Origin of the sequence: Streptomyces sp. NPDC101110, assembly GCF_044759525.1 — a bacterium.
Taxonomy (GTDB): Bacteria; Actinomycetota; Actinomycetes; order Streptomycetales; family Streptomycetaceae; genus Streptomyces.
The window spans coordinates 361,620-386,575 of the sequence record NZ_JBIVZM010000003.1 but is presented as its reverse complement, the minus strand read 5'-3'; the positions used below and the strand labels follow the sequence as shown (position 1 = coordinate 386,575).

The 24,956-nt window shown below is 71.7% G+C and carries 18 protein-coding genes; 9 read left to right on the top strand and 9 right to left on the bottom strand.

Annotated features, from left to right (window positions below):
* Positions 1-23: 23 nt before the first annotated feature.
* From ACIQU3_RS07955 to arc, 3 genes are all read right to left on the bottom strand, one after another.
* Entirely contained in the window at positions 24-242 is a 219-nt protein-coding gene (locus ACIQU3_RS07955; RefSeq protein WP_019757212.1) for a ubiquitin-like protein Pup, read from the bottom strand.
* 178 nt (positions 243-420) lie between these two features.
* Positions 421-1,932, bottom strand: coding sequence for a depupylase/deamidase Dop (dop, locus tag ACIQU3_RS07950; protein ID WP_403728786.1), 1,512 nt, complete (start codon positions 1,930-1,932; stop codon positions 421-423).
* Between the two features lie 234 nt (positions 1,933-2,166).
* Positions 2,167-3,933 carry a proteasome ATPase gene (gene arc, locus ACIQU3_RS07945; protein ID WP_361117146.1) on the bottom strand — a complete coding sequence of 589 codons (1,767 nt, stop codon included), beginning with the start codon at positions 3,931-3,933 and terminating at the stop codon, positions 2,167-2,169.
* 245 nt (positions 3,934-4,178) lie between these two features.
* Here arc and ACIQU3_RS07940 point away from each other — a divergent pair, with 245 nt between their 5' ends.
* Positions 4,179-4,484, top strand: a complete 306-nt coding sequence (locus ACIQU3_RS07940) for a ferredoxin (protein ID WP_234848456.1) — start codon at positions 4,179-4,181, stop codon at positions 4,482-4,484.
* 59 nt (positions 4,485-4,543) lie between these two features.
* On the opposite strand, the gene ACIQU3_RS07935 is transcribed toward ACIQU3_RS07940, so the two are convergent.
* The 3 genes from ACIQU3_RS07935 to ACIQU3_RS07925 all read right to left on the bottom strand — a co-directional run bounded on the left by ACIQU3_RS07935 (position 4,544) and on the right by ACIQU3_RS07925 (position 8,409).
* Positions 4,544-5,122 (bottom strand): hypothetical protein, encoded by a 579-nt coding sequence (locus ACIQU3_RS07935; protein ID WP_403728789.1) that lies wholly within the window; start codon positions 5,120-5,122, stop codon positions 4,544-4,546.
* A 480-nt stretch (positions 5,123-5,602) separates the two neighbouring features.
* The gene (locus ACIQU3_RS07930; RefSeq protein WP_403923913.1) at positions 5,603-7,405 is read right to left on the bottom strand and encodes a SulP family inorganic anion transporter; all 1,803 of its coding nucleotides are present in this window, start codon (positions 7,403-7,405) and stop codon (positions 5,603-5,605) included.
* 398 nt (positions 7,406-7,803) lie between these two features.
* Positions 7,804-8,409, bottom strand: a complete 606-nt coding sequence (locus tag ACIQU3_RS07925) for a carbonic anhydrase (RefSeq protein ID WP_403725660.1) — start codon at positions 8,407-8,409, stop codon at positions 7,804-7,806.
* Positions 8,410-8,627: 218 nt separating this feature from the next.
* Between ACIQU3_RS07925 and ACIQU3_RS07920 the strand changes: the two genes are divergently transcribed.
* From ACIQU3_RS07920 to ACIQU3_RS07900, 5 genes are all read left to right on the top strand, one after another.
* Complete coding sequence (locus ACIQU3_RS07920) at positions 8,628-9,461, top strand: response regulator transcription factor (protein ID WP_403725664.1); 834 nt, start codon at positions 8,628-8,630, stop codon at positions 9,459-9,461.
* Positions 9,458-10,948 (top strand): sensor histidine kinase, encoded by a 1,491-nt coding sequence (locus ACIQU3_RS07915; RefSeq protein ID WP_403725667.1) that lies wholly within the window; start codon positions 9,458-9,460, stop codon positions 10,946-10,948. The genes ACIQU3_RS07920 and ACIQU3_RS07915 overlap by 4 nt, the downstream gene beginning before the upstream one ends.
* Before the next feature lie 218 nt (positions 10,949-11,166).
* Positions 11,167-12,324 (top strand): alkaline phosphatase PhoX, encoded by a 1,158-nt coding sequence (locus ACIQU3_RS07910; protein ID WP_403923911.1) that lies wholly within the window; start codon positions 11,167-11,169, stop codon positions 12,322-12,324.
* A gap of 103 nt (positions 12,325-12,427) precedes the next feature.
* Positions 12,428-12,925, top strand: coding sequence for an excalibur calcium-binding domain-containing protein (locus tag ACIQU3_RS07905; protein ID WP_403923909.1), 498 nt, complete (start codon positions 12,428-12,430; stop codon positions 12,923-12,925).
* A 92-nt stretch (positions 12,926-13,017) separates the two neighbouring features.
* Entirely contained in the window at positions 13,018-13,536 is a 519-nt protein-coding gene (locus ACIQU3_RS07900) for an NUDIX hydrolase (protein WP_403725675.1), read from the top strand.
* Between the two features lie 149 nt (positions 13,537-13,685).
* Here ACIQU3_RS07900 and ppdK read toward each other — a convergent pair whose 3' ends face one another.
* Positions 13,686-16,433, bottom strand: coding sequence for a pyruvate, phosphate dikinase (ppdK, locus tag ACIQU3_RS07895; RefSeq protein WP_403725677.1), 2,748 nt, complete (start codon positions 16,431-16,433; stop codon positions 13,686-13,688).
* 406 nt (positions 16,434-16,839) lie between these two features.
* Positions 16,840-18,066, bottom strand: a complete 1,227-nt coding sequence (locus ACIQU3_RS07890; RefSeq protein ID WP_403923907.1) for an ROK family protein — start codon at positions 18,064-18,066, stop codon at positions 16,840-16,842.
* 121 nt (positions 18,067-18,187) lie between these two features.
* Here ACIQU3_RS07890 and ACIQU3_RS07885 point away from each other — a divergent pair, with 121 nt between their 5' ends.
* The 3 genes from ACIQU3_RS07885 to ACIQU3_RS07875 all read left to right on the top strand — a co-directional run bounded on the left by ACIQU3_RS07885 (position 18,188) and on the right by ACIQU3_RS07875 (position 23,770).
* Complete coding sequence (locus ACIQU3_RS07885; protein WP_403725682.1) at positions 18,188-19,600, top strand: MGH1-like glycoside hydrolase domain-containing protein; 1,413 nt, start codon at positions 18,188-18,190, stop codon at positions 19,598-19,600.
* On the top strand, positions 19,597-21,534 hold the full coding sequence (locus ACIQU3_RS07880) for a glycogen debranching N-terminal domain-containing protein (RefSeq protein ID WP_403923904.1): 1,938 nt from the start codon (positions 19,597-19,599) through the stop codon (positions 21,532-21,534). The genes ACIQU3_RS07885 and ACIQU3_RS07880 overlap by 4 nt, the downstream gene beginning before the upstream one ends.
* A 151-nt stretch (positions 21,535-21,685) precedes the next feature.
* A complete protein-coding gene (locus tag ACIQU3_RS07875) occupies positions 21,686-23,770 on the top strand; it encodes a sulfatase-like hydrolase/transferase (protein WP_403923901.1) in 2,085 nt (694 codons plus the stop codon).
* Here ACIQU3_RS07875 and dusB read toward each other — a convergent pair whose 3' ends face one another.
* Positions 23,771-24,904: a tRNA dihydrouridine synthase DusB gene (gene dusB, locus ACIQU3_RS07870; RefSeq protein WP_403725691.1), complete on the bottom strand. Its 1,134-nt coding sequence runs from the start codon at positions 24,902-24,904 to the stop codon at positions 23,771-23,773.
* Positions 24,905-24,956 lie beyond the last annotated feature (52 nt).

Below are 24,956 nucleotides of genomic sequence, written 5' to 3'. Positions count from 1 at the left end.
TTCGGAATGAAGGTTCAGGCGCCTTACTGGCCACCCTTTTGAACAAAGGACCGCACGAAGTCCTCGGCGTTCTCCTCGAGTACGTCGTCGATCTCGTCCAGGACCGAGTCCACGTCGTCGCTCAGCTTCTCCTGACGCTCCTTGAGGTCCTCCGAAGCCTGCGTCTCCGCAGCCTGCTCCTCGACCTCCTCGGTGGACCGGGTGGCCTTCTGCTGTCCGCCGCCGGTGTCCTTGGTCGCCATATCCCTCACCCCGCTCGGTTCGCCCGACACAGTTGCTCGGTCAAGATCAGACCCTACTCGCCGGGTCTGACAATGGCCCCGCAGTTGCTCCAACGTACGGGGACCACCTCGATGATTCCCGGGCCAGGGATTTTCCACCCTGCCCTGCGGGCCCCTCCCGAGTACCCGCGATCTGCGCTCACCCCCCGGACAGGACCCTGACCAGGTCTTCCGCGGTGCGGCAGCGGTCGAGGAGCTCCTTGACGTGATTACGCGTTCCGCGAAGCGGTTCCAGGGTTGGGACCCGCTGCAGCGAATCCCGGCCGGGCAGATCGAAGATCACCGAGTCCCAGGAGGCCGCCGCGACGTCGTCCGCGTACTGCTCCAGGCAGCGGCCGCGGAAGTACGCCCGCGTGTCCTCCGGTGGCGTCGTACGGGCCCTCTCCACGTCCGGGTCGGTCAGCAGCCGCTTCATGCGCCCGCGGGCCACCAGACGGTTGTACAGGCCCTTCTCGGGCCGTACGTCGGCGTACTGGAGGTCGACCAGGTGCAGTCGCGCCGCGTCCCAGTCGAGACTGTCCCGGCGCCGGTAGCCCTCCATGAGCTCCCGCTTGGCGACCCAGTCCAGCTCTCCGGCCAGGCTCATCGGGTCGTGCTCCAGACGGGTGAGGGTGTCCTCCCAGCGTGCGAGGACGTCCTTGGTCTGTTCGTCCGCGTCGGCGCCGAAGCGCTCCTCCACGTACTTGCGCGCCAGCTCGTAGTACTCCATCTGCAACTGGACCGCCGTGAGCGTACGGCCGCTGCGCAACGTGATGACGCGCTTGAGGGACGGGTCGTGCGAGACCTGGTGGAGGGTGCGGACGGGCTGGTCGACGGCCAGGTCGACGGCGATGAAACCGTCCTCGATCATCGACAGCACCAGCGAGGTCGTGCCCAGCTTGAGATAGGTCGAGATCTCCGACAGGTTCGCGTCGCCGATGATCACGTGCAGCCGCCGGTACCTCTCGGCGTCCGCGTGCGGCTCGTCGCGGGTGTTGATGATGGGGCGCTTGAGCGTCGTCTCGAGGCCGACCTCGACCTCGAAGTAGTCGGCTCGCTGGCTGAGCTGGAAGCCGTGCTCGTGCCCGTCCTGGCCGATGCCGACGCGGCCCGCCCCGGCGAAGACCTGACGGGAGACGAAGAACGGCGTCAGGTGACGCACGATGTCCGAGAAGGGGGTCTCCCGCTTCATCAGGTAGTTCTCGTGCGTGCCGTAGGACGCGCCCTTGTTGTCGGTGTTGTTCTTGTACAGGTGGATCGGCTGGGCACCAGGCAGCTGCGCGGCCCGTTCCGCGGCCTCCGCCATGATCCGCTCGCCGGCCTTGTCCCAGAGGACGGCGTCCCGGGGATTGGTCACCTCGGGGGAGCTGTACTCGGGGTGTGCGTGGTCGACGTAGAGCCGTGCACCGTTGGTGAGGATCACGTTGGCCAGGCCGATGTCCTCGTCGGTGAGCTGGCTGGAGTCGGCGGCCTCGCGGGCGAGGTCGAAACCTCGCGCGTCCCGCAGCGGGTTCTCCTCCTCGAAGTCCCAGCGAGCCCGGCGGGCCCGGTGCATCGCAGCCGCGTAGGCGTTCACGATCTGGGACGAGGTGAGCATGGCATTGGCGTTGGGGTGGCCGGGGACGGAGATCCCGTACTCCGTCTCGATGCCCATTACTCGCCGTACGGTCATGCGGCCCTCCTTGCCCGGCGGCACCCTCGGTCGTGGGCGCCACTCAGATACCGCTGGCGCTCGGTTGCGTGTGCGGTGCCCGTCCCCGCACTGCGCGACTCGGCGGTACGCAAGAGCCTAGAACGCCTTTGCGCTGGTGGGGAGATCATTTGCGTCATTGCGTTGCTCCAGCCGTGGCCCGAAAAACAGTCGGCTGCGGGTACCCGCCGAGGGCACCCGCAGCCGCCCTGCCTTTTACAGGTACTGGCCGGTATTCGCCACCGTGTCGATGGAGCGTCCGGTGTCCGCGCCCTGCTTTCCGGTGATGAGCGTACGGATGTACACGATCCGCTCGCCCTTCTTTCCGGAGATCCGGGCCCAGTCGTCCGGGTTGGTGGTGTTCGGCAGGTCCTCATTCTCCTTGAACTCGTCCACGCAGGCCTGGAGGAGGTGGGAGACGCGGAGGCCCTTCTGGTTCTTCTCGAGGAAGTCCTTGATCGCCATCTTCTTGGCACGGCCCACGATGTTCTCGATCATGGCGCCGGAGTTGAAGTCCTTGAAGTAGAGGACCTCCTTGTCACCGTTGGCGTAGGTGACCTCCAGGAAGCGGTTCTCCTCGGACTCGGCGTACATCTGTTCCACGGCCGTCTGGATCATGCTCTGGACCGTGGTGGCCTTGGAGCCGCTGTGCTCGGCGAGGTCGTCGCCGTGCAGCGGGAGGCGCTCCGTGAGGTACTTGCCGAAGATGTCCTTGGCCGCCTCGGCGTCCGGACGCTCGATCTTGATCTTCACGTCGAGCCGGCCGGGCCGCAGGATGGCGGGGTCGATCATGTCCTCGCGGTTGGAGGCGCCGATCACGACCACGTTCTGCAGGCCCTCCACACCGTCGATCTCGGCGAGCAGCTGCGGGACGATGGTGTTCTCCACGTCCGAGCTGACACCGGAGCCACGGGTGCGGAAGAGGGACTCCATCTCGTCGAAGAAGACGATGACGGGCGTGCCCTCGCTGGCCTTCTCACGGGCCCGCTGGAAGACGAGGCGGATCTGCCGCTCCGTCTCACCGACGTACTTGTTCAGGAGCTCGGGGCCCTTGATGTTGAGGAAGAAGCTCTTGCCGGCGGCCTGGCCGGTCACTTCGGCGACCTTCTTGGCCAGCGAGTTGGCCACGGCCTTGGCGATGAGCGTCTTGCCGCATCCGGGGGGCCCGTACAGCAGGACGCCCTTGGGCGGCCGCAGTTCGTGCTCCTTGAACAGGTCCGGGTAGAGGTACGGGAGCTCGACCGCGTCGCGGATGGCCTCGATCTGGCCGCCGAGACCGCCGATCTGCTCGTAGCCGATGTCGGGGACCTCTTCGAGGACGAGTTCCTCGACCTCGCTCTTCGGAACGATCTCGTAGACGTAACCCGAGCGGGGTTCGAGCAGCAGGGCGTCACCGGGCCGGATGTTCACGTCCAGCAGCGGCTCGGCGAGCCGTACCACCCGCTCCTCGTCGGTGTGCCCGAGCACGAGGGCCCGCTCGCCGTCCTCGAGGATCTCCTTGAGGGTGACGATGTCACCGACGCGCTCGAACTCCATGGCCTCGACCACGTTGAGCGCTTCGTTGAGCATTACTTCCTGGCCGCGCCGGAGCTCGTCGAGCTCGACGCTGGGGCTGACGTTCACCCTGAGCTTGCGGCCGCCGGTGAAGATGTCGGCAGTGCCGTCCTCGTTCGCCGTCAGGAAGACCCCGAAGCCGGCCGGCGGCTGTGCGAGCCGGTCGACTTCCTCCTTGAGGGCCACGATCTGGTCCCGGGCCTCACGGAGCGTGTTGGCGAGTCGTTCGTTCTGCGCGGACACGCCGGCCAGATTGGTCTGCAGCTCGACGATCCGCTCTTCGAGAATCCTCGTGTGTCGCGGAGAGTCGGCGAGCTTGCGCCGCAGGACGGCGATCTCCTGCTCAAGGTAGGCGATCTGCCCGGCCGGGTCGTCGGACCCGCGTCCCGGGCGGATGCCGCGGTTCATGTCGTCGTCGTGGGCTGCCACGGTCCTCACCTCCTCCAAGGGGAGCTGGACGCTTCCAGACCCTACCTGGGCGGGTGTCGATTGAAACCCCTAGATCACAAAGACGGTCGGGGTGTGTCCGATCTTCACCCTTGCGCTCTCCCTCACGCCAGGGGAATACCCAGCGAACATGATTGGAACCCAGGCGAAGGTAGGGTCGAACTGTTCAACACCCGCCGGAGCTGGCCGGATTCCCGACCCGGCCCGGCGGAGAAACGGCAGGAGAGATGAGCGTGCAGCAGGTGGCCGGGGCAGCGGGCGAGGAGCTGGAGGTCTGGATCGACCAGGACCTGTGTACCGGTGACGGCATCTGCGCCCAGTACGCGCCCGAGGTGTTCGAGCTGGACATCGACGGTCTGGCCTATGTGAAGAGCGCCGACGACGAGTTGCTCCAGGACAAGGGAGCGACAACGCCCGTTCCGCTGCCACTTCTCACGGACGTGATCGACTCCGCGAAGGAGTGTCCGGGCGAGTGCATCCACGTACGGCGGGTTTCGGACAGGGCCGAGGTCTACGGGCCGGACGCAGAGTGACCACTTCTCTACATTGCGTCACTGCTGTCTGATATCTCACACGCGGCGTCGCACACGCCTCACACGCTGCGTGCCCCGGCAGGCGTCGAGCGGACGAAAGAGCCGTCACGCCAACGCCATTTCGCGTCGCTCTTCACGTCGGGGCAGCAACGCGGCACGTCGGCCGAGGAGTAGCCGAGGAGCGTGGCCTTGACGGCTCCGTCGACGATGCCGAAGTCGGTGACGGTGGTGCCGTCCTTGGGGTCGAGCAGGGTGGCCACGACCCGCGGCTCGGCGCCGTCGGTGTCGCGGGTCAGGACGTACACGCCGTCCGGCGGGGTGCCCATCGGGGAGTCGCAGTGGACCACGGCAACCGTCTCGGGCCGGCCGTCGCCGTCCAGGTCTCCGGAAGCCCGTTTCTTCACCACGGCCTTCACCGGGCCGCACTCGATCGGGAACGCCACGGCGGCCGGGTCGGGCGGAGTCAGGTGCGCCGGGGCGCTCTTGGTCTCGGGGGCGGCGGGCTGGGCGGCGGTCGCCGCGCCGGGCTGCAGGACCGAGGAGAAGGCCACCACCCCGGCGACGGCCGTCGCGGTGGCGAGCCAGTGGATGGGGCGGGTGTGGGCGTGGGCGAGCTCCGGGACGGCGGAAGACTGCACTAGGAGGGTCTCCTGAGGCTGTGCCGGTGGGGTGGCCAGCATGGTGCCACACGTCACAGCGCGAGGGAACGGCGGGGTGTGCATCTCCTGTGCCGGGGAAGTCGGAGGGGTTACGGTTCCTGCCGCTGTGTCAGCGGACCGACGGGGCCGTGCCCGCGCGGCGGCCCGCCCGGGCCTCACGGCCCGCGCGGCGGGTCGACGGCGTCGGACGGGGACGGACCCGCGGCGGCAACGGAAGGGGGGGGGGGGGGGGGGGGGGGGGGGGGGGGGGGCGGGGGGCGGGGGGGCCCGGGGGGGGGGGGGGGGGGGGGCGGGGGGGGGGGGGGCGGCGCCCCCCCCCCCCCGCCGGCGCCCCCCCCCCCCCCCCCCCCCCCCCCCCCCCCCGGGGGGGGGGCCCCCCGGGGGGGGGCCCCCCCCCCACCGCGGCATGTCCGGCCTCACGGCTGGTCCGGCATGACGGCATGTCCGGCAGCGCGTGGGTCAGCCCACGAGGGGCGAACGCGCCTGCTCCTCCGGCAGCGGCCGGGTGTCGAGGTAGAACCACTCGGCATCGGCGGTGGGCCAGGGCGGCGCTTCGGCCGTCGCCTCCCCCGACGTGGGCACCGGGCGCCTCGGCAGCGGCGCCGCCGCGGGAGCCTCGAAGACGGATGCCTCGGAAACGGCGGGTGCCGCCTCCCCCGGCAACAGCAGTTCCACGCGCAGCCCCAGCCCCCGCTGCTGCGCGGTGAACTCCTCGACCTGGTTGCGGCAGGCGTGGTCCAGGTGGGTCACGCCGGTCAGATCGAGGCGGATCCGGGGTTTCCCGGACGCGGCGGCCGCCTCCAGCGCGTCGATCACCTTCGGCAGCCGCAGGAACGTGGCGTTGCCCGCCATGACGACCTTCGCCGTGTCCTGCTCGACGTGCTGGCGGACCACCGTCTGCGACATGCGCAGCGCGGCCAGCACGATCCCCGCGGCGAGGCCGAACAGCACGCCCTCCAGCAGCGCGGTCGCCACGATGACCAGCATGGTCAGCGTCATTACCGCGAACTCGCCCCTGTCCTGCCGCCACATCTTCGGGAACTCCGCGGGCCCGAACAGCTTCCAGCCGCTGTGCACGAGGACACCGGCCAGCACCGAGATCGGGATCAGCGCGAGCACCTGAGGCAGCAGCAGCGCGAACGCGAGCAGCCACAGGCCGTGCAGGGTGCGGGAGAGCCGGGTCTTGGCCCCGGCCTGGACGTTGGCGGAACTGCGCGCCACCACCGCGGTGACGGGGAGCGCGCCGAGGATGCCCGCGACGGTGTTGCCGGCGCCCTGCGCGATCAGCTCGGTGTTGTAACGGGTGCGGGGACCGCTGTGCATGCGGTCCACGGCCGCGGCAGTGAAGAGGCTCTCCGCGGACGCGATGACCGTGAAGGTGAGGATGGCGGTGATGATCGTCCCGTCGGCGAGTCCCGCGAACTGCTCCGCGCCCGGCACCCGCACCGAGTCGAGCAGATTCCCCACCTGGAGCGTCTTCACCTCCACGCCGGGCAGCGCGGCGACGACCACGCCGACACCCACGGCGACCAGGGCTGCGGGAATCTTCCCGGCCGGTCCCGGCACCTTCTTCCACACGAAGCTGAGCACGATCGTGGCGACGCCGAGCAGAGTGGCGATCATCGCCTGCGGGTTCGTCAGGATGCCGGCCAGCAGCCCGGGGATCCCGGCCATGTTCTCGATCGGGGTGCCGGGGGCCTTGGCGTCGGCCATCGGGTAGGCCTGGCTGAACATCAGCGGGACGCCGATGCCGGCGAGCATGCCCTGGACGACCGCCACGGAGATGGCCTGGAACATCCGGCCTAGGCGTACCAGTCCCAGGACGATCTGGAGGATGCCGGCGAACAGCACGATCACGCCGAGCATGGCCACGCCGACCTCGGCGACGGTCTCCGCGACCAGCGCGGCGAGGCCCGCGGCCGGGCCGCTGACCTGGAGCGTGCTGCCGCGGACCGCGCCCACGACCAGACCGCCGATCACCCCGGAGATGATCCCGAGCTCGGCGGGGACGCCGGAGGCGACGGCGACACCGATGCACAGGGGCAGGGCGACGAGGAAGACGACGAGGGAGGCGGTGATGTCGGTGACGAGGTCCCCCCTGGCTCCCCCCTTGCCGCCACCGCCCCCACCGAACCCACCGAGCCCACGGCCAAGGCCTTTACCGCCCAGGCCCTTGGCGCCGCTCATCACGGCCCGCATCACCCCACCGAGCGCGCCACCGCCCCCGGCGTCCTGACCGCCAGGGGTGCCGGGGCCGCCCACGGCACCCGGCCCCCCTGCTGTGCCCGGACCACCCGCCGCGCCCGCACGGCCCACGGCGTCCGGGCTGCCGCCGGGGAAGTCCCCGCCCGGCCCACGGTCCGGATACCCCCCTGATCCGCTCCCGGCCCAACTGCCCGACCAGCCACCGGATTCCCCCACGGGCCCCCCACCCGGCCAGTCCCCCGCATCCCCCACCGAACCCCCGCCCTGCCAGCCCCCTGGATCCCCCACCGAGTCTCCGCCCGGCCAGCCCACCGCATCCCCAGCGGCACCGGCCCCCCATTCGGCACCCCCCTGCGGCGGGCCGCCCGTCCACCGGCCCCCCTCGCCGCCCGGCAGCCCGCCGGACCGCCCGCCCCCAGGGCCCGACCGTGTCCTCCCCCGCGCGTGTGCCCCGCTCACGCGGCGTGCACCCGGAAGTCGCCGTCGTCGCCGAGTTCGTACACGAAGCCGGTGTCGACCTCGTAGTACCAGCCGTGCAGCCGGAGCCGGCCCGAGTCGAGGCGTTGTCGCACCACGGGGTAACTCCGCAGTGCCGCAAGCTGGTTGACGACGTTGCTCTGGGAGACCTCCGGCAGGGACGGGTCGTCCGGCGCGGTCCGGAGGACCGAGGTCAGCTCGGGGCTGGCGATGCGGAGCCAGGCGTCCACACCGGGCAGCGCCGACAGGTCGTCGCCGGACTTCAGCGCACCCATCGCACCGCAGTGTGAGTGACCGCACACCACGATGTCCTGAACCCCGAGCACCTCCAGTGCGTACTCGATGGTGGCCGCCTCTCCACAGGCCCCGGGCCACCCGTAAGGCGGCACGATATTGCCCGCGTTCCGGAGCTCGAATATCTCCCCGGGTCGCGCGGCCGTGATCATCGCGGGTATGACACGCGAGTCCGAGCAGGTGACGAAAAGAACCTCCGGATATTGCCCTTCAGCCAGTTTCCGAAATTCGTCGCTGTCGAAATCTACGCGTGTCCTGAACGCACGGGCACGCTCCAGCAAAGCCTTCAAAACACTCTCCTGAGCTGGGTGTTCATCCGATGCACCCCACCGTAGACCGCCGACCTACAGAGGAAGGTTAAGTAAAGTCCAGCACCCGGACATCAATTGAACATTCCTTGCCCTCATTCCCAGATCCGGCGTCTTCTTGTAGCGTGTGGACTCCGCGGCAGGGAATGCGAATTGACGCTGCCCGGATTTCATGCCGGTTTCACGGAGAGACAGGACCCATGGGCCTACGAGTGCTGCTCATCGAAGACGACGAGACGATCGCCGAGCCGCTCACCGAAGGGCTCGGCCACTTCGGGCTGGCGGTCGACCACGTCGCCACCGGGACGGACGGCCTGCGGGGGCCGTACAACGACGTCGTCCTGCTCGACCTGGGGCTGCCGGACATGGACGGCATCGACGTCTGCCGCGGCATCCGGCAGGTCTCGGACGTACCCATCGTCATCCTCAGCGCGCGCGGCGAGGAGGCCGACCGCGTGCTGGGGCTGGAGCTGGGTGCCGACGACTACCTGGCGAAACCTTTCAGCGTGCGGGAACTGGTCGCCCGCGTGCGCGCCGTGACCCGCCGCACGCTCCGCGCCCCCCAGGCACCGCAGGCCTTCCCGGAGACGCCGGGCACGCGGGCCGTCCCCGAGCCGCCGCCCTACGAACCGGCTCCGGCCCCCGCCCACGAACCGGCCCCGGCGCTGTCCTACGAGCCCCCGGCGGCCACCTCGTACGACCGCTCCCCGGACCCGCCGCACGACCCGGGCCCGCTCGTCGTGGACCGCCGTACCCGCCAGGTCTGGGTGGGTGGCGCCCCCGTCCCGCTCACGCCCAAGGAGTTCGACCTGCTGGCGCTGCTCAGTGAGGATCCGGGCGCGGTCTACTCGCGGCAGCAGATCCTCGACCGCGTCTGGGACCCCCACTACGACGGCCCGACCAAGACCCTGGACGTCCATGTGGCCGCACTGCGACGCAAGTTGGGGCACCCGGCGTGGATCAGGACGCTGCGGGGCGTCGGCTTCCGGCTGTCCGTGCACACGTCGCCCGCCGCGCAGGTGGCCTCTCCGTGACCCGCCGGCTGCTGCTCAGCTATCTCAGCCTCGCGGCGCTGGTGCTGGTCTGCCTGGAGATCCCGCTGGGCTTCGTCTACTCGCGCGGTGAGCGGGAGCGGGTCGTCAACGCGGCGAAGGACGAGGCCGAGTCGGTCTCCGCGTACGCCGCGCTGTCCCTCGCGGCGGGCCGGGCGGCGCAGGACCTGCCCGCGCGGGTGGCGCACTGTGCGGAGCGCATCGGCGGCAAGGTGGTGGTCGTCGACGCCTCCGGCACGCCGCTCGCCACCTCGCACCCGCTGGACGTCGAGATGTCCGGCTCACTGGCCGCCCGGCCGGGCATCTCGGCGGCGCTGCGGGGCGCCTCGACCGTGGACGTGCGCACGTCGAGGATCGGCGGTGTGGAGTATCTGTCGGTGGCCGCGCCGGTCGGCCAGGGGACACGGCCGGTGGGCGCCGTGTGGCTGACGGTGCCCACCCGGACGGTGCACGAGCGCGTCCACCACGTGTGGCTGCTGCTCGCCCTGGGCGGACTGGCCGTGCTGACCGCGGTGGCCGGGGTCGGCTTCGCCTTCGCCCGCTGGGCCGGCCGCCCCATCCGGGAACTGGAGGACGCGACACACGAGTTGGCCGAGGGCGGCGGCCGGTTCACTCCGGTGACGGTCACCAAGGGGCCGCCGGAGGTACGCAGTCTGGCCGCCGCGTTCAACCACACCGCCGCCCGGCTCGCCCATCTGCTGGCGTCCCAGCGGGCGTTCGCGGGCGAGGCCTCGCACCAGCTGAAGACACCCCTGGCGGCGTTGCGGCTGCGCCTGGAGAACCTGGAGCCGGACATCGCCGCCCGGGCCCGGGGCAGCCTCACCGCCGCCGTCACCGAGACGGACCGGCTGGCCCGAATGGTCGAGCACCTGCTGGCCATGGCCCGGCTGGAGGAGCACGCGGCGATCCCCGCCGGTGTCGACCTGGGGGCGGTCTGCGCGGAACGGCACCGGACGTGGCAGCCCCTGTTCGAGCGGGAGGGTGTCTCCCTCGTGCTCTTCGCGGGAAGCACGGGCCCGGTGCTCGCGGTGCCGGGGGCCGTCGAGCAGATCCTGGACAACCTGCTGTCCAACGCCCTGCGGGCGTCCCCGGCGGGCAGCACCGTCACGATCGAGCCGCGGCTCCAGGCCCCTCCCCGGCGGGCGTTGCGCGACGGCCGGCCGCGCTGGGTCGACCTGCACGTCACCGACGAGGGCCCGGGCATGACGGAGGAGCAGCGGATGCGCGCCTTCGACCGTTTCTGGCGCGCCCCGGGCGCCCCCAAGGGCGGTACGGGGCTCGGTCTCGCCCTGGTGCAGCGCCTGGCCCACGCCAGCGGCGGCGAGGCGGCCCTGCGTGAGGCGGCGACCGGCGGTCTGGACGTGGTGATCCGGCTGCCCTCCGCGCGACCGTCGGGCGAGCCCGGCACCGGCTCGGGCGGCGACCGCCCGAGGAGGCCGAGGCGGGAGGCACCGGCGCTGCCGGCGTAACCACCGGGGTCCCCACGCCTCCGGGACGCCCCCGACGACACGGCCCGGCCCGGCCGCCGTGGCGCGGGCACGCAGGCGGCGGAACCCGGCATGCCGCCCTACGGCCACGAGTTGGCCACGCCCCGTCAACTCGGCACCCCTAGCGTTCCGTGTGCCTCCCCCACGCTCGACCCTGCCGTCGACCGGCGGCGGGGCGGTACGCCACCTCTGGAGTGAGAGTGGAACGTCGTAGCCTTCTGCGTGCGGCCGTCCTCGGCGGCACCTCGGCCGCTCTGGGCGGAACCCTGTGGCGCGGCGCCGCGTACGCGGCCCCGGCCCAGCCCGGCGCCGGCCCCTACGGGCCGCTGGGCTCCCCGGACGCCAACGGCATCAGACTCCCCGCCGGCTTCACGAGCCGGGTGATCGCCCGGTCGGGCCAGCAGGTCGGAGCCACGTCGTACACCTGGCACAACGCCCCGGACGGCGGCGCCTGTTACGCCGACGGCACGGGCTGGATCTATGTCTCCAACTCCGAGATCAACCCCTCGGGCGGCGCGAGCGCGGTGAAGTTCTCGTCGACGGGCACGATCACGGCCGCGTACCGCGTCCTGTCCAACACCCGCCAGAACTGCGCGGGCGGCAAGACGCCGTGGAACACCTGGCTGTCCTGCGAGGAGGTGTCCCTCGGCTACGTCTACGAGACCGACCCGTGGGGCACGAACGCGGCGGTGCAGCGCGCGGCGATGGGCCGCTTCAAGCACGAGGCGGCGGCGGCCGACCCGGTGCGCAGGGTGATCTACCTGACCGAGGACGAGACGAACGGCCGGTTCTACCGCTTCGTCCCGACGGCCTGGGGCGACCTGTCGTCCGGCAGGCTCCAGGTGATGGTCGCGGGCAGCGCCACCGGCGGCTCCTTCACCTGGGCCGACGTCCCCGACCCGGACGGCTCCCCCACCGCCACCCGCTCCCAGGTCTCCGGCTCCAAGTCCTTCAACGGCGGCGAGGGCTGCCACTACGCGAACGACACCGTCTGGTTCACCACCAAGGGCGACAACCGCGTCTGGCAGCTCAACCTCCTCACCCACACCTACGAACTGGCCTACGACGACTCCCTCGTCAACGGCACGGCCCCGCTCACCGGTGTCGACAACATCACCGGCACCTCTTCCGGCGACCTCTTCGTCGCCGAGGACGGCGGCAACATGGAGATCTGCGTGATCACCCCGGACGACGTCGTCGCCTCGTTCCTGCGCGTCGACGGCCAGTCCGCCTCGGAGATCACCGGCCCGGCCTTCTCCCCGGACGGCACCCGCCTGTACTTCTCCAGCCAGCGCGGCACCAGCGGCAGTTCCTCGGGCGGCATCACCTACGAGGTGACGGGCCCGTTCCGCTCGTAGCCAACCGACCCGGCTTCACATGACCATCACAAGTTGGTCACCTGTCCCTCACGCCCGGCCATCCGGTCTTACGGTCGTCCCCTCACGTGCCAGCCCTGGGGGGATGACCAGGACCAATCCGTACACCGGCCCGTACCCCGCACCGCCGCTGCCGCAGCCCGGCGGACCGGCGCCCCGGTGGGCCCGGAAGCGCTATGCCCTGCCCGCGCTCGGACTCGCCCTGTTCCTCGGCATCGGCATCGGCACGGGCGGCGGGGAGAGCACCGACGACGCGAAGCCCGCGTCCGCCGAGCCCCGGCCGACCGTCACGGTCACCGCGACGACCACGGCCACCGCGACGCCGCCCGCCAAGGAGCCGAAGCCCGCTCCCACCGTCACCGCCACGAAGACCGTCAAGGTCACCACCACGGTCACCGCACAGCCGGCGGCGGACGGCGGGTCCGACGACGGCGGCTCGGGAGGCTCAGGGGGCGGTGGGGACGTGTACTACGGCAACTGCAGCGAGGTCCGGGCCGCCGGTGCCGCGCCCATCCACCGGGGTGAGCCCGGGTACGCCTCCCACCTGGACCGGGATGGCGACGGGGTCGCCTGCGACATCTGAGCCGTACCCGCCGGTGACCATCCGCGGGTACGGCCGTTCCACCGGTTGGGCAGTTCGCAGCGGGCTGTCCGACCGACGGAAGGGACTTCACCGTGGACACGACCGTGCCCGCCACCGACGTACCACTCGTGCTGCCGCGCGCCGAGTGGGTCAAGACGTTGCCGCAGACCATCGTCGCGTCCTGCGTGCTGTTGCTCGACGCCGAGGACCGGATCCTGCTGCTGCGCTACGCCGGGGGCCAGCCCGCCGCGGGGCTCTGGGGGCTGCCGGGCGGCATGCTCGACCACGGTGAGGACCCCGTCGGTGCCGCGCGTCGGGAGCTGCACGAGGAGACCGGCATCGCCCTGGAGGGCGACATGCGCTTCCTCGGGTACGACCACCGGGCCGACGTGCTGGAGACGGGGCCGGTGATCGACTTCTACTTCCACGGCGGCCGGCTCCCGGCCGGTCAGCCCGTCCGGCGCAGCTCGGAGCACGACCGGCACGGCCTGTTCGCCCTCGCCGACCTGGAGTCCACGCCGCTGGCGACCGGGCTGCCCGCCCTCACCGCCCTGCTGAACGCGGAGCGCACCGGCACGGTCGTATGCCTGCGGGACGGCCTGCCGCAGTGACCGTCTGCGGGCCTTGAACGCGGAACGAACGCGCGAGAGCGGGGCGGTACCTCCGCACAGGTGCCGCCCCGCTCTTCTTCGTGCGCCGGAGCCGCCGCGATCGGTGAGGGTCGGGGACCGCCGACGGCTCCGGGTTCTCTACCCCCGGGTCAGCGGTGGTCGCTGCCCTGGGACTGGACCGCCGCCCGGCCCGCCTCCAGGCGGGCCACCGGGATGCGGAACGGGGAGCAGGAGACGTAGTCGAGTCCGACCTCGTGGAAGAAGTGGACCGACTCCGGGTCGCCGCCGTGCTCGCCGCACACGCCGAGCTTGAGATCGGGCCGGGTCTCGCGGCCGGCCTTGGCGGCCAGCTTCACCAGCGAGCCGACGCCGTCCTTGTCGATCGTCTCGAACGGGGAGACACCGAAGATGCCCTTCTCCAGGTACGCGGTGAAGAAGCTCGCCTCCACGTCGTCCCGGGAGAAGCCCCACACCGTCTGGGTGAGGTCGTTCGTGCCGAAGGAGAAGAACTGCGCGGCCTCGGCGATCTGACCGGCGGTCAGCGCGGCGCGCGGCAGCTCGATCATCGTGCCGATGGACAGCTTCAGCTGCGTGCCCGAGGCCGCCTCGACCTCGGCGATGACCGCGTCGGCCTCCTCGCGGACGATCTCCAGCTCCTGGACCGTGCCCACGAGCGGGATCATGATCTCGGCCCGCGGGTCGCCCTTGGCGGCCTTGCGCTCGGCGGCGGCCTCGGCGATCGCCCGGACCTGCATGGTGAACAGGCCGGGGATGACCAGGCCGAGACGGACCCCGCGCAGGCCCAGCATCGGGTTCTGCTCGTGCAGGCGGTGGACCGCCTGGAGCAGGCGCAGTTCGTTCTCGTGCGGCTCCTGGCGGGACTCGGCGAGGGCCACGCGGACCGACAGCTCGGTGATGTCCGGGAGGAACTCGTGCAGCGGCGGGTCGAGGAGGCGGATGGTGACCGGGAGGCCGTCCATCGACTCGAAGAGCTGGACGAAGTCCTGCTTCTGCAGCGGCAGCAGCTGCTTGAGGGACTCCTCGCGCTCGGCGTCCGTGTCGGCCAGGATCAGCCGCTCCACCAGCTCGCGCCGGTCACCGAGGAACATGTGCTCGGTGCGGCACAGGCCGATGCCCTGGGCGCCGAAGCGGCGGGCGCGCAGCGCGTCCTCGGCGTTGTCGGCGTTGGCGCGCACCCGCAGGCGGCGCTTGCGGTCGGCGAAGGCCATCATCCGGTGGACGGCCTCGACCAGCTCGTCGGCGTCGTCGGCGCCCGGGTGCATCCGGCCCTCGAAGTACTCCACGACCGGCGACGGCACGACAGGTACCTCACCGAGGTAGACCTTGCCGGAGGAGCCGTCGATGGAGACGACGTCGCCCTCCTCGACGACGTGCCCGCCCGGGACGGTCATCCGGCGGCGCTTGGTGTCGACCTCCAGCTCCTCGGCGCCGCAGACACAGGTCTTGCCCATGCCGCGGGCGACGACGGCCGCGTGGGAGGTCTTGCCGCCGCGGGAGGTCAGGATGCCCTCGGCGGCGATCATGCCGTCCAGGTCGTCAGGGTTGGTCTCACGGCGGATCAGGATGACCTTCTCGCCGGAACGCGACCACTTGACGGCCGTGTAGGAGTCGAAGACGGCCTTGCCGACGGCCGCGCCCGGGGAGGCGGCGATGCCCCGGCCGACCTGCGAGACCTTCGCGTCCTCGTCGAAGCGCGGGAACATCAGCTGGGCGAGCTGGGCGCCGTTGACGCGGGTGAGGGCCTCGGCCTCGTCGATCAGGCCCTGGTCCACCAGCTGGGTCGCGATGCGGAAGGCCGCACCCGCAGTGCGCTTGCCGACGCGGGTCTGGAGCATCCACAGCACACCGCGCTCGATGGTGAACTCGATGTCACAGAGGTCCTTGTAGTGGTTCTCCAGCGTCTCCATGATCTGCATCAGCTGGTCGTACGACTTCTTGTCGATCTGCTCCAGCTCGGCGAGCGGCACGGTGTTGCGGATGCCCGCGACGACATCCTCGCCCTGCGCGTTCTGGAGGTAGTCGCCGTAGACGCCCTGGTGGCCGGAGGCGGGGTCGCGGGTGAAGGCGACACCGGTGCCGGAGTCGGGGCCGAGGTTGCCGAAGACCATGGAGCAGACGTTGACCGCGGTGCCGAGGTCGCCGGGGATGCGCTCCTGGCGGCGGTAGAGCTTGGCCCGGTCGGTGTTCCAGGAGTCGAAGACCGCGTGGATGGCGAGGTCCATCTGCTCGCGCGGGTCCTGCGGGAAGTCCCGGCCGGCCTCGGTCTTGACGATCTTCTTGAACTTGGTGACGAGCTTCTTGAGGTCGGCGGCCTCCAGCTCGGTGTCGACGGTGACCTTCTTGGCCGCCTTGGCCGCGTCCAGTGCGTCCTCGAAGAGCTCGCCGTCGACGCCCAGGACGGTCTTGCCGAACATCTGGATGAGGCGGCGGTAGGAGTCCCACGCGAACCGGTCGTCGCCGGCCTGCTTGGCGAGGCCCTGGACCGACTTGTCGGAGAGGCCGATGTTGAGGACGGTGTCCATCATCCCGGGCATGGAGAACTTGGCGCCCGAGCGCACCGAGACCAGCAGCGGGTCGTCGGCCTGGCCGAGCTTCTTGCCCATGCGGGCCTGAAGGGCGTCGAGGTGTGCGGTCACCTCGTCACGCAGGGCCGCGGGCTCCTCGCCGCTCTCCAGGTAGACCTTGCAGGCCTCGGTGGTGATGGTGAAGCCGGGAGGGACCGGAAGGCCCAGGTTCGTCATCTCGGCGAGGTTCGCGCCCTTGCCACCGAGGAGGTCCTTGAGGTCCTTGTTGCCCTCGGTGAAGTCGTAGACGAACTTCACGCCCTCAACGCTCGCGGCCTGCTCGGCTACCGGGAGATCTTTGTTTTCCGACACGGGTCTCGACTCCTCGAGGACGCGGTGGCTGCCCTGACGGCGAGGAACATACCCAGATCAAAGGCGTCTGGGTACGTCCACTCGTGCGTCATGCGCCTGTAACCACTCGTCCGCCAGCGGATCGAAAGTCAAGGCTGGGCAAGCGATCGCAGCCGCATGTTTTCACTTCTTGAACGCAAGAACCTCCCTGAACCCCGCTGAGCGCTCATGTGAGCGGAGTTTCCGCACATTTGATTTCGCTCGATGAACGATCAAAGCGTGGCACTCAGTGCCACACCTTGGAGAAGTGCAGCCGCTCAAGATCCGCTCATCTGAGCGCAACCCTTATCAGGGGTGGCGAGAATCACGCTGCCACAGCCGCCCGGATTTCACCATGCGGACGCGACTCGGGACCGAAACGCGGCCGTCACACCCCCAGCGCGCGCAGCCGCTCCTCGACCCGCTCGGGCGCGTAGAGGTGCTCGACGACCATCGCACCGGCTCCGACCAGCGCGGCCCGCTCGCCCAGCCGTGCGGTCACCACGTCCAGGTGCGCGGTGGAGCGGGGCAGCGCCCGCTGGTACAGCAGCTCGCGCACGCCTGTCAGGAAGGGAGTTCCGGCCAGATCCCCGGCGATCATCAGGACGCCGGGGTTGAGCAATGTCACGACGGTCGCGAGAACATCCCCGACCCGGCGGCCCGCCTGGCGGGCGAGTCCGACCGCCTCCGGGTGCCCGGCCGCCAGCAGGTCGCGCACATCGGAGCCGGAGGCCGCCGGCACCCCGGACTCCGCCAGCCGCCGCGCCACCGCGCCACCGCTCGCGACGGCGGCCAGGCAGCCGTACGCGCCGCAGCGGCACAGGGTCTCGGCGCCCTCCGGCACCCGGATGTGCCCGATGTCGCCGGCGCCGCCGTCGACCCCCCGGAACAGCGCGCCGTCCACCACGACCCCGGCGCCGATGCCGGTGGAGACCTTGACCAGCACGAAGGGGGAGCAGTCGGGGTAGCCGGCGCGCTGTTCGCCGTACGCCATGAGGTTGGCGTCGTTGTCCACCAGGACCGGCACCCCGGCGGCCCCCGCGTGCTCGGCGAGCGCCCGGGCCAGCCGGCCCGTTATGTCGTAGCCGTCCCAGCCGGGCATGATCGGCGGCTGGACGACACGGCCGGTCTCGGTGTCGACCGGGCCGGGCACCGCGAGCCCGACCCCGCAGACCGCCGCGGCCCCGCACCCGGTCTTCTCCAGCAACTCGGCGAACCAGCGGCCGAGTTCGCCGAGGACCGCGTCCGGCCCGTCCTCGATGACGAGGGTGCCCGAGTGCTCGGCGAGGATCTCGCCGCTCAGCGACAGCACGGCCGCCCTGGCGTGCCGGGTGTCGAGGTCGCCCGCGAGGACGACCGCGTGCTCGTCGTCGAACTCCAACGTGATGGAGGGCCGTCCGCCCAGCGGCGAGTCCACCGGCCCCCCGGCGCCCTCGCGCAGCCAGCCCGCACGGAAGAGCCGGTCCAGCCGCTGCCCGACGGTCGCCCGGGACAGTCCGGTCGCCCGCTGCAGCGCGCCCCGGGTCACGGCGCGGCGACTGCGCACCAGTTCGAGCAGATCGCCGGCGCTCGCCTGACCCGCGCCTCGTCCGGTTCTCCCGGCCTGTCCGGTCATGCACACCCCCTTGTGTTTCCCAACCTTGCCTTACATAGTGGGTTTTGCGTGTTAAATAGACGTAACCCCACGGTAGCCGCAGCCGAACCGGCCGGCCGGACGTCTTTTCGGAGAGCCCCGAGTGGACCGCACCGCCCAACGCGCCCCACGTCCCCCAGGACGCACCGTCGCATACGATCCGGCCGCCTCCGCGCCGCCCCTGCACACCAGGGCCGCCGCAGTGCTGGAGGCCGGCTGGACGGGGGCGTCGACGGTGCCCTCGCGCAGTCTGTATCCGCACCAGTGGTCGTGGGACTCGGCGTTCATCGCGATCGGCCTGCGGCACCTCTCGCCGTTACGGGCGCAGACGGAGCTGGAGACGCTGCTGGCGGCCCAGTGGGCGGACGGGCGGATCCCGCACATCGTCTTCAACCCCTCCGTCCCCCTCGACGCGTACTTCCCGAGCCCCGACTTCTGGCGCTCCTCGTCCGCCGGGCGCGCCGCCGGTGCCCCGCGCGGCGTGGAGACCTCCGGCATCGTGCAGCCACCGGTCCACGCCCTGGCCGCGTGGCTGGTGCACCTCGCGGACCCGGGCCTGTCCAGGGCGCGCGGCTTCCTCGCCCGGGCCCACCCCCGGCTGGCCGCCTGGCACGACTACCTCCTGCACCGGCGCGACCACGGCGGGGGCGGCCTCGTGTCCGTCGTGCACCCCTGGGAACAGGGTATGGACAACAGCCCCAGCTGGGACCGCCCGTTGTCCCGCGTCACACCCGCCCCGGCCCGCTCCTTCCGGCGCGCCGACCTCGACCACGGCATCCCCGAGGACCGGCCGACCGATCTGGACTACGGACGGTACGTGCGGCTGGCGGCCGACTACCGGGACGGCGGATACGCCGACGGGCCCGGTGACTTCGTGGTCGAGGACCCGGCGTTCAACGCCCTGCTCATCGCCTCCGAGTACGCCCTGGACCGGATCGCACGGGAGCTGGGCGCGGCCGAACCGGCCCGGCCGGGCCGCGCCGAGCGGCTGACCGCCACGCTCGTGGAGCGGCTGTGGGAGCCGTCGGCGGGCATGTTCCTGTGCCGGGACGTGCGCGCCGGCGAGCTGATCCCCGAGCGCGGCGTCTCCGGTCTCGTCCCGCTGCTGCTGCCCGCCCTGCCGCGCGACCTCGCGGCCACCCTCGTCCGCACGGTCTGCGGCCCGCACTTCGGCCTCGGCGGCACGACCCGCATGGTCCCGAGCTACGACCTGCTCGGTGACGCCTTCGACCCGCACCGCTACTGGCGCGGCCCGGCCTGGTTCAACACCAACTGGCTGCTGGAGCGGGGCCTGCGGCTGCACGGCGAGCGCGGCCGGGCCGACGCCCTGCGCAAGGGCATGCTGCACACCGCCGGCGCCTCCGGCTTCGCGGAGTACGTCGACCCGTACACGGCACAGGCCTGCGGCGTCACCGGTTTCGGCTGGACCGCCGCGCTCACGCTCGACCTGCTGCACGACCGGCCCGCACGGGGCAGGAACGGCCTCACGACGCTCAAGGAAGGGGACCGAGCATGACGGACCGGCACCATCTGCTCGTGCACGGCCGGACGTTCGCCGCCGTCGGCGACCGCGGCGACATCAGCGGCTACCGGGGCGGCAGCGCCCCGGACGGCCTGTTCGTACGGGACGCGCGGCACCTGAGCCGCTGGCAGCTCACCGTCGACGGAGCCGTGCCCGACACGCTCACCCCGGTGACCGACGGGGACACGGCGACCTGTGTGCTCGTCCCGCGCGGCGGCCGCGACGAGCCGCCCGCGTACACGCTCTTTCGCGAACAGGCCGTCGATGACGCCTCGTTCGTCGAGTCACTGCGTGTCACCAGCAACCGTCCCACGCCGACGACGGTCCGCCTCGCGGTCACCGCCGACGCCGATTTCACCGACCAGTTCGAGCTGCGCTCCGACCACCGCACCTACAACAAGGCCGGCGCCGTCCGCTCCCGCCGGATCCTCGAGTACGGCGTGGAGTTCGCCTACCGGCGCGGCGAGTGGCGATCCGTCACGACCGTGACGGCCGACCCGCAGCCGGACGCCGTGGAGGAGACCGGCACCGGTGCCCGCCGCCTGGTGTGGACCCTGGACCTCGCACCGCACGGCACGGCCGAGCTGACCCTGCGGGTCATGGCCCGCCCGCACGGAGACCGACGTGCCCTGCGCGTCCCCCGCTCCCCCGCCGCCGTCCGGGAACGGCTCCGCGCCCGTGAGAACGAGTTCGTACGGGGTGTGGACTTCCCGGCCGGCCGGCCCGAGCTGGCCGCTGCCTGCGCCCGGGGCCTCGCCGACCTCGCCGCCCTCCAGGTCCCGGCCACCGGCCCCGACGGCGAGGAGCTGCGCGTCCCGGCGGCCGGCGCCCCCTGGTTCCTGACCCTGCTGGGCCGGGACGCCCTGCTGACCTCGCTGTTCGCCCTGCCCTACCGGCCGGGCCTGGCCGCCGCCACGCTGCCCGCGCTCGCCGCGACGCAGGCCACCTCAACCGGCACCGACGAGATCGCCCAGCCCGGCAAGATCGTGCACGAGGTACGCCACGGCGAACTGGCCCACTTCGGCCAGGTCCCCTACGGCCGCTACTACGGTTCGGTCGACGCCACCCCGCTGTTCCTGGTCCTGCTCGGCGCGTACACCGAGCACACCGGCGACACCGGCCCGGCCCGCCGCCTCGAACGCCACGCCCGGGCCGCGATCACCTGGATGCTCGACCACGGCGGGCTGACCTCGCGGGGTTACCTGGTCTACCGCGCCGACCAGGGCGGCCTCGCCAACCAGAACTGGAAGGACTCCCCCGGCGCCATCTGCTCCGCCGACGGCACCCGCCCGCACGGGCCGGTGACGGCTGCGGGCGCGCAGGGTTACGCCTACGACGCCCTGCGCCGCACGGCGGGACTCGCCCGCACGGTGTGGCAGGACACCACGTACGCGCACCTGCTGGAGCAGGCGGCCGGCGATCTGCGCGACCGTTTCCAGCGGGACTTCTGGATGCCGGAGCACTCCTTCCCGGCTCTCGCGCTCGACGGCCGCGGCAGCCAGGTGGACGCGCTCGCCTCCGACGCCGGGCACCTGCTGTGGTCGGGTCTGCTGGACAAGGAGTACGGCGAACTCGTCGGCCGGCGGCTCCTGGAACCGGACTTCTTCTCCGGGTGGGGCGTGCGCACCCTGGCCGCCGGGCAGCCTGCGTACCACCCGCTCTCCTACCACCGCGGCTCGGTCTGGCCGCACGACAACGCGTTGATCGCCCTGGGCCTGGCCCGCTACGGGCTGCACGACGAGGCCCGCGCGATCGCCCACGGCCTGGTCGACGCGGCAGCCGCGACGGGCCACCGGCTCCCGGAGGTGCTCGCCGGCTACGGCCGCGACACCCACCCGGAGCCGGTGCCGTACCCGCACGCGTGCGTGCGGGAATCCCGTTCGGCGTCCGCCCCGTTGGCGCTGCTCACGGCGGTCGGCGTGGTCTGAGACCGGTTGGCCCGCCGTTTGCCGGGTGTTTGCCGAGCGCTGGCCCGGCGGGCTGAACACACCTGGTGGACGCACCGTACGGAACGGTGGCGGACCCGCACCCCCACCCGGGTCCGCCACCTCACCTGTTCCGCACGGGAAGGACCTCCGGGTGCCTGTCTTCACACGCTTCAGCGAGTCGTCGCAACCGAGTGACGACATGCCCGAGGCCAGGGCCGAGACCACGGCTGACGCCGAGGGCACGGCGGAGGCCGAGGCCGGGGCCGGGGGCGCGGCGGGGGGCGAAGTCGCCGCGGAGCGCGGGGCGGCGGCCGTGGCCGAAGTTGCCGCGGAAGGTGGCGGCGCGGCGGAGACCGAGGCCACCGCGGAGCGCGGGGTCGCGGACGAGGCCGAAGTTACCGCGGAGGGCGGCGGCGCGGCGGAGACCGAGGCCGCCGCGGAGCGCGGGGTCGCGGACGAGGCCGAGATCGCGGCGGACGGAGGGGAGCCGGGGCAGGGTGGGCCTGAGGAGGGGGCGGCGGTGGGCGGGCCGGTCTCGGACGCCGCGGGTACCAACCCCGGTCCCCTTCGCCCGCGTCTGCGCACCTGGCGCACCCGCCACCCCCGTGCCGCACGGACCCTCCGTACGGGCACCACCGCCCTCGCCGCCGTCCTGGTCCTCGGCGCCCTGCTGCTGCCCGACACGCTTCCCGCCCTGAAGGCGGCCAGCTTCCTGCGGATGCCGGTGGAGGCGGTCCTCGGGGCCGTCGTCGTCCTGGCGCTGCCCCGCCGGCCCCGGCTGGCCGCCGCGGTGCTGTACGGGCTCGGCCTCACCGTGCTGACCACGGTGAACCTGCTCGACATGGGGTTCAACGAGTACCTGGGCCGGGGCTTCAACGCCGCGCTCGACTGGGACCTGCTGCCCGACGCGCAGGCGTACGTCGAGGACACGCTCGGCGGGGGCGTCGCGACCGCCGCCGCGGTCGGCGCGGTCGTGCTCGTGCTGCTCGTGGCGGCCGTCATGGTCGCGGCGTCGGTCCGGCTCGCCGGTGTGCTGGCCCGCCACCGGGTGCGGGCCTCGCAGGGTGCCCTGGCCGCCGGGGTCGTCTGGGTGACCTGCTCCGCGCTGGGCCTGACCTTGTTCGGCGGCCCGATCGCCTCCGAGCGGGGCGCGGGGGCCCTCCGGGTGCACGCGCAGCGGACGGTGGAATCACTGCGGGACGAGGCGGCGTTCGCGGAGCAGTCGAAGGCCGACACCTTCGGCAACACCCCGCCCGGTGAGCTGCTGCCGGACCTGCGCGGCAAGGACGTCGTCTTCACGTTCATCGAGAGCTACGGCCGCAGCGCCATCGAGGACCCGGTCATGGCACCCGGCGTCGACCGGACCCTGGACGCGAGCACCGCCGCCCTCAAGAAGGCCGGTTTCGCCGCCCGCAGCGGGTGGCTGACGTCGGCGACCTACGGCGGCAGCAGCTGGCTCGGCCACTCCACGACCATGTCCGGCCTGTGGATCGACAACCAGCGGCGCTACCGCACGGTCAGCGCGGGCGACCACCTCACCCTCACCAAGGCCTTCCAGAAGACCGGCGCCTGGGACACGGTCGGTGTGATGCCGGGCGTGCAGAAGGGCTGGCCGGAGCAGAAGTGGTACGGCCTCGACAAGCTCTACGACGCCTTCGACCTGGGCTACGAGGGCCCGAAGTTCAGCTGGTCGACCATGCCCGACCAGTACGCGCTGGAGGCGTTCCAGCAGCGGGTGCACGGGAAGAAGCGGGACAAGCCGTTGATGTCGTTCGTCATCCTGACCTCCAGCCACCAGCCCTGGGCGCCCATCCCGAAGACGGTCGGCTGGGACGAACTCGGCGACGGCTCGGTCTTCGACGCGATCCAGAAGGCCGGCAACAAGGCGTCGGACATCATCACCGACACCACCAAGTCCCGCGAGGAGTACGGCAAGTCCATCCAGTACTCGGTCACCAGCCTCACCCAGTGGCTGGAGCGCTACGGCACGGACGACACCGTCCTGGTGTTCCTCGGCGACCACCAGCCCATCGCCCGGGTCAGCGGCGACCACGCCTCCCGGGACGTGCCGGTGTCGATCGTCGCGAAGGATCCGAAGGTCCTGGACAAGGTCGCCGGCTGGAACTGGACGGAGGGCCTCAGGCCGGACCGCGACGCGCCCGTGTGGAGGATGAGCTCCTTCCGTGACCGCTTCCTGACGGCGTTCGGCTCCACGCCGCGCCCCTCGAAGGGCTGATCAGCCGCCGGAGGTGTCGAGTTCGGCGTCCTCGCCGACCCCGGCGCAGTCGTAGGGGTCCTTCAGCCAGCCGTCCGGCAGCACCACGCGGTTGTTGCCGGACGTGCGGCCGCGGGGCCCGTCGGCGCCGGCGGGCCAGGGCTGGTCGAGGTCCAGCTCGTCCAGGCCGGAGCGCAGCTCCTCCAGGGACGAGGTGATCGCGAGACGCTTGCGCATCTCGGAGCCGACCGCGAAACCCTTCAGGTACCAGGCGACGTGCTTGCGGAAGTCGACGACACCCTTCGACTCGTCGCCGATCCACTCGCCGAGCAGCGTGGCGTGCCGGACCATGACGTCGGCGACCTCGCGCAGGGCGGGGCGGGCGATGTCCTCGGTGCGGCCCTCGAAGGCGGCGACCAGGTCGGAGAAGAGCCAGGGCCGCCCCAGGCAGCCGCGGCCCACGACCACGCCGTCGCAGCCGGTCTCGCGCACCATCCGCAGGGCGTCCTCGGCGGACCAGATGTCGCCGTTGCCGAGCACCGGGATCTCCGGCACGTGCTCCTTGAGCCGGGCGATGGCGTCCCAGTCGGCGGTGCCGCCGTAGTGCTGGGCGGCGGTGCGGCCGTGCAGCGCGATGGCGGTGACGCCTTCCTCGACGGCGATCCGGCCGGCGTCGAGGAAGGTGATGTGGTCGTCGTCGATGCCCTTGCGCATCTTCATCGTCACCGGCAGATCACCGGCCCCGCTGACGGCCTCCCGCAGGATGGCCCGCAGCAGGTTCCGCTTGTACGGCAGCGCGGAGCCGCCGCCCTTGCGGGTCACCTTGGGCACGGGGCAGCCGAAGTTCAGGTCGATGTGGTCGGCGAGGTCCTCCTCCGCGATCATGCGGACGGCCTTGCCGACGGTCGCGGGGTCCACGCCGTACAGCTGGATCGAGCGCGGCGTCTCCGTCGCGTCGAAGTGGATCAGCTGCATCGTCTTCTCGTTGCGCTCGACCAGCGCCCTGGTGGTGATCATCTCGCTGACGAACAGGCCCTTGCCGGCACTGAACTCCCTGCACAGGGTGCGGAAGGGCGCGTTGGTGATCCCGGCCATGGGGGCCAGGACGACGGGCGGCCGGACGGTGTGCGGACCGATCTGGAGGGGCGTGGACATGCCTCCATTGTGCCGTGCAATGAGATGGCAAAACTCATTAGTTAGCCACACT

What these genes read in the sequence shown, in the direction of transcription:
- ACIQU3_RS07955 (WP_019757212.1), bottom strand. Translation starts at nt 242, where the DNA reads ATGGCGACCAAGGACACCGGCGGCGGACAGCAGAAGGCCACCCGGTCC.
- dop (WP_403728786.1), bottom strand. Translation starts at nt 1,932, where the DNA reads ATGACCGTACGGCGAGTAATGGGCATCGAGACGGAGTACGGGATCTCC.
- ACIQU3_RS07940 (WP_234848456.1), top strand. Translation starts at nt 4,179, where the DNA reads ATGAGCGTGCAGCAGGTGGCCGGGGCAGCGGGCGAGGAGCTGGAGGTC.
- ACIQU3_RS07920 (WP_403725664.1), top strand. Translation starts at nt 8,628, where the DNA reads ATGGGCCTACGAGTGCTGCTCATCGAAGACGACGAGACGATCGCCGAG.
- ACIQU3_RS07905 (WP_403923909.1), top strand. Translation starts at nt 12,428, where the DNA reads ATGACCAGGACCAATCCGTACACCGGCCCGTACCCCGCACCGCCGCTG.
- ACIQU3_RS07890 (WP_403923907.1), bottom strand. Translation starts at nt 18,066, where the DNA reads ATGACCGGACAGGCCGGGAGAACCGGACGAGGCGCGGGTCAGGCGAGC.
- ACIQU3_RS07880 (WP_403923904.1), top strand. Translation starts at nt 19,597, where the DNA reads ATGACGGACCGGCACCATCTGCTCGTGCACGGCCGGACGTTCGCCGCC.
- dusB (WP_403725691.1), bottom strand. Translation starts at nt 24,904, where the DNA reads ATGTCCACGCCCCTCCAGATCGGTCCGCACACCGTCCGGCCGCCCGTC.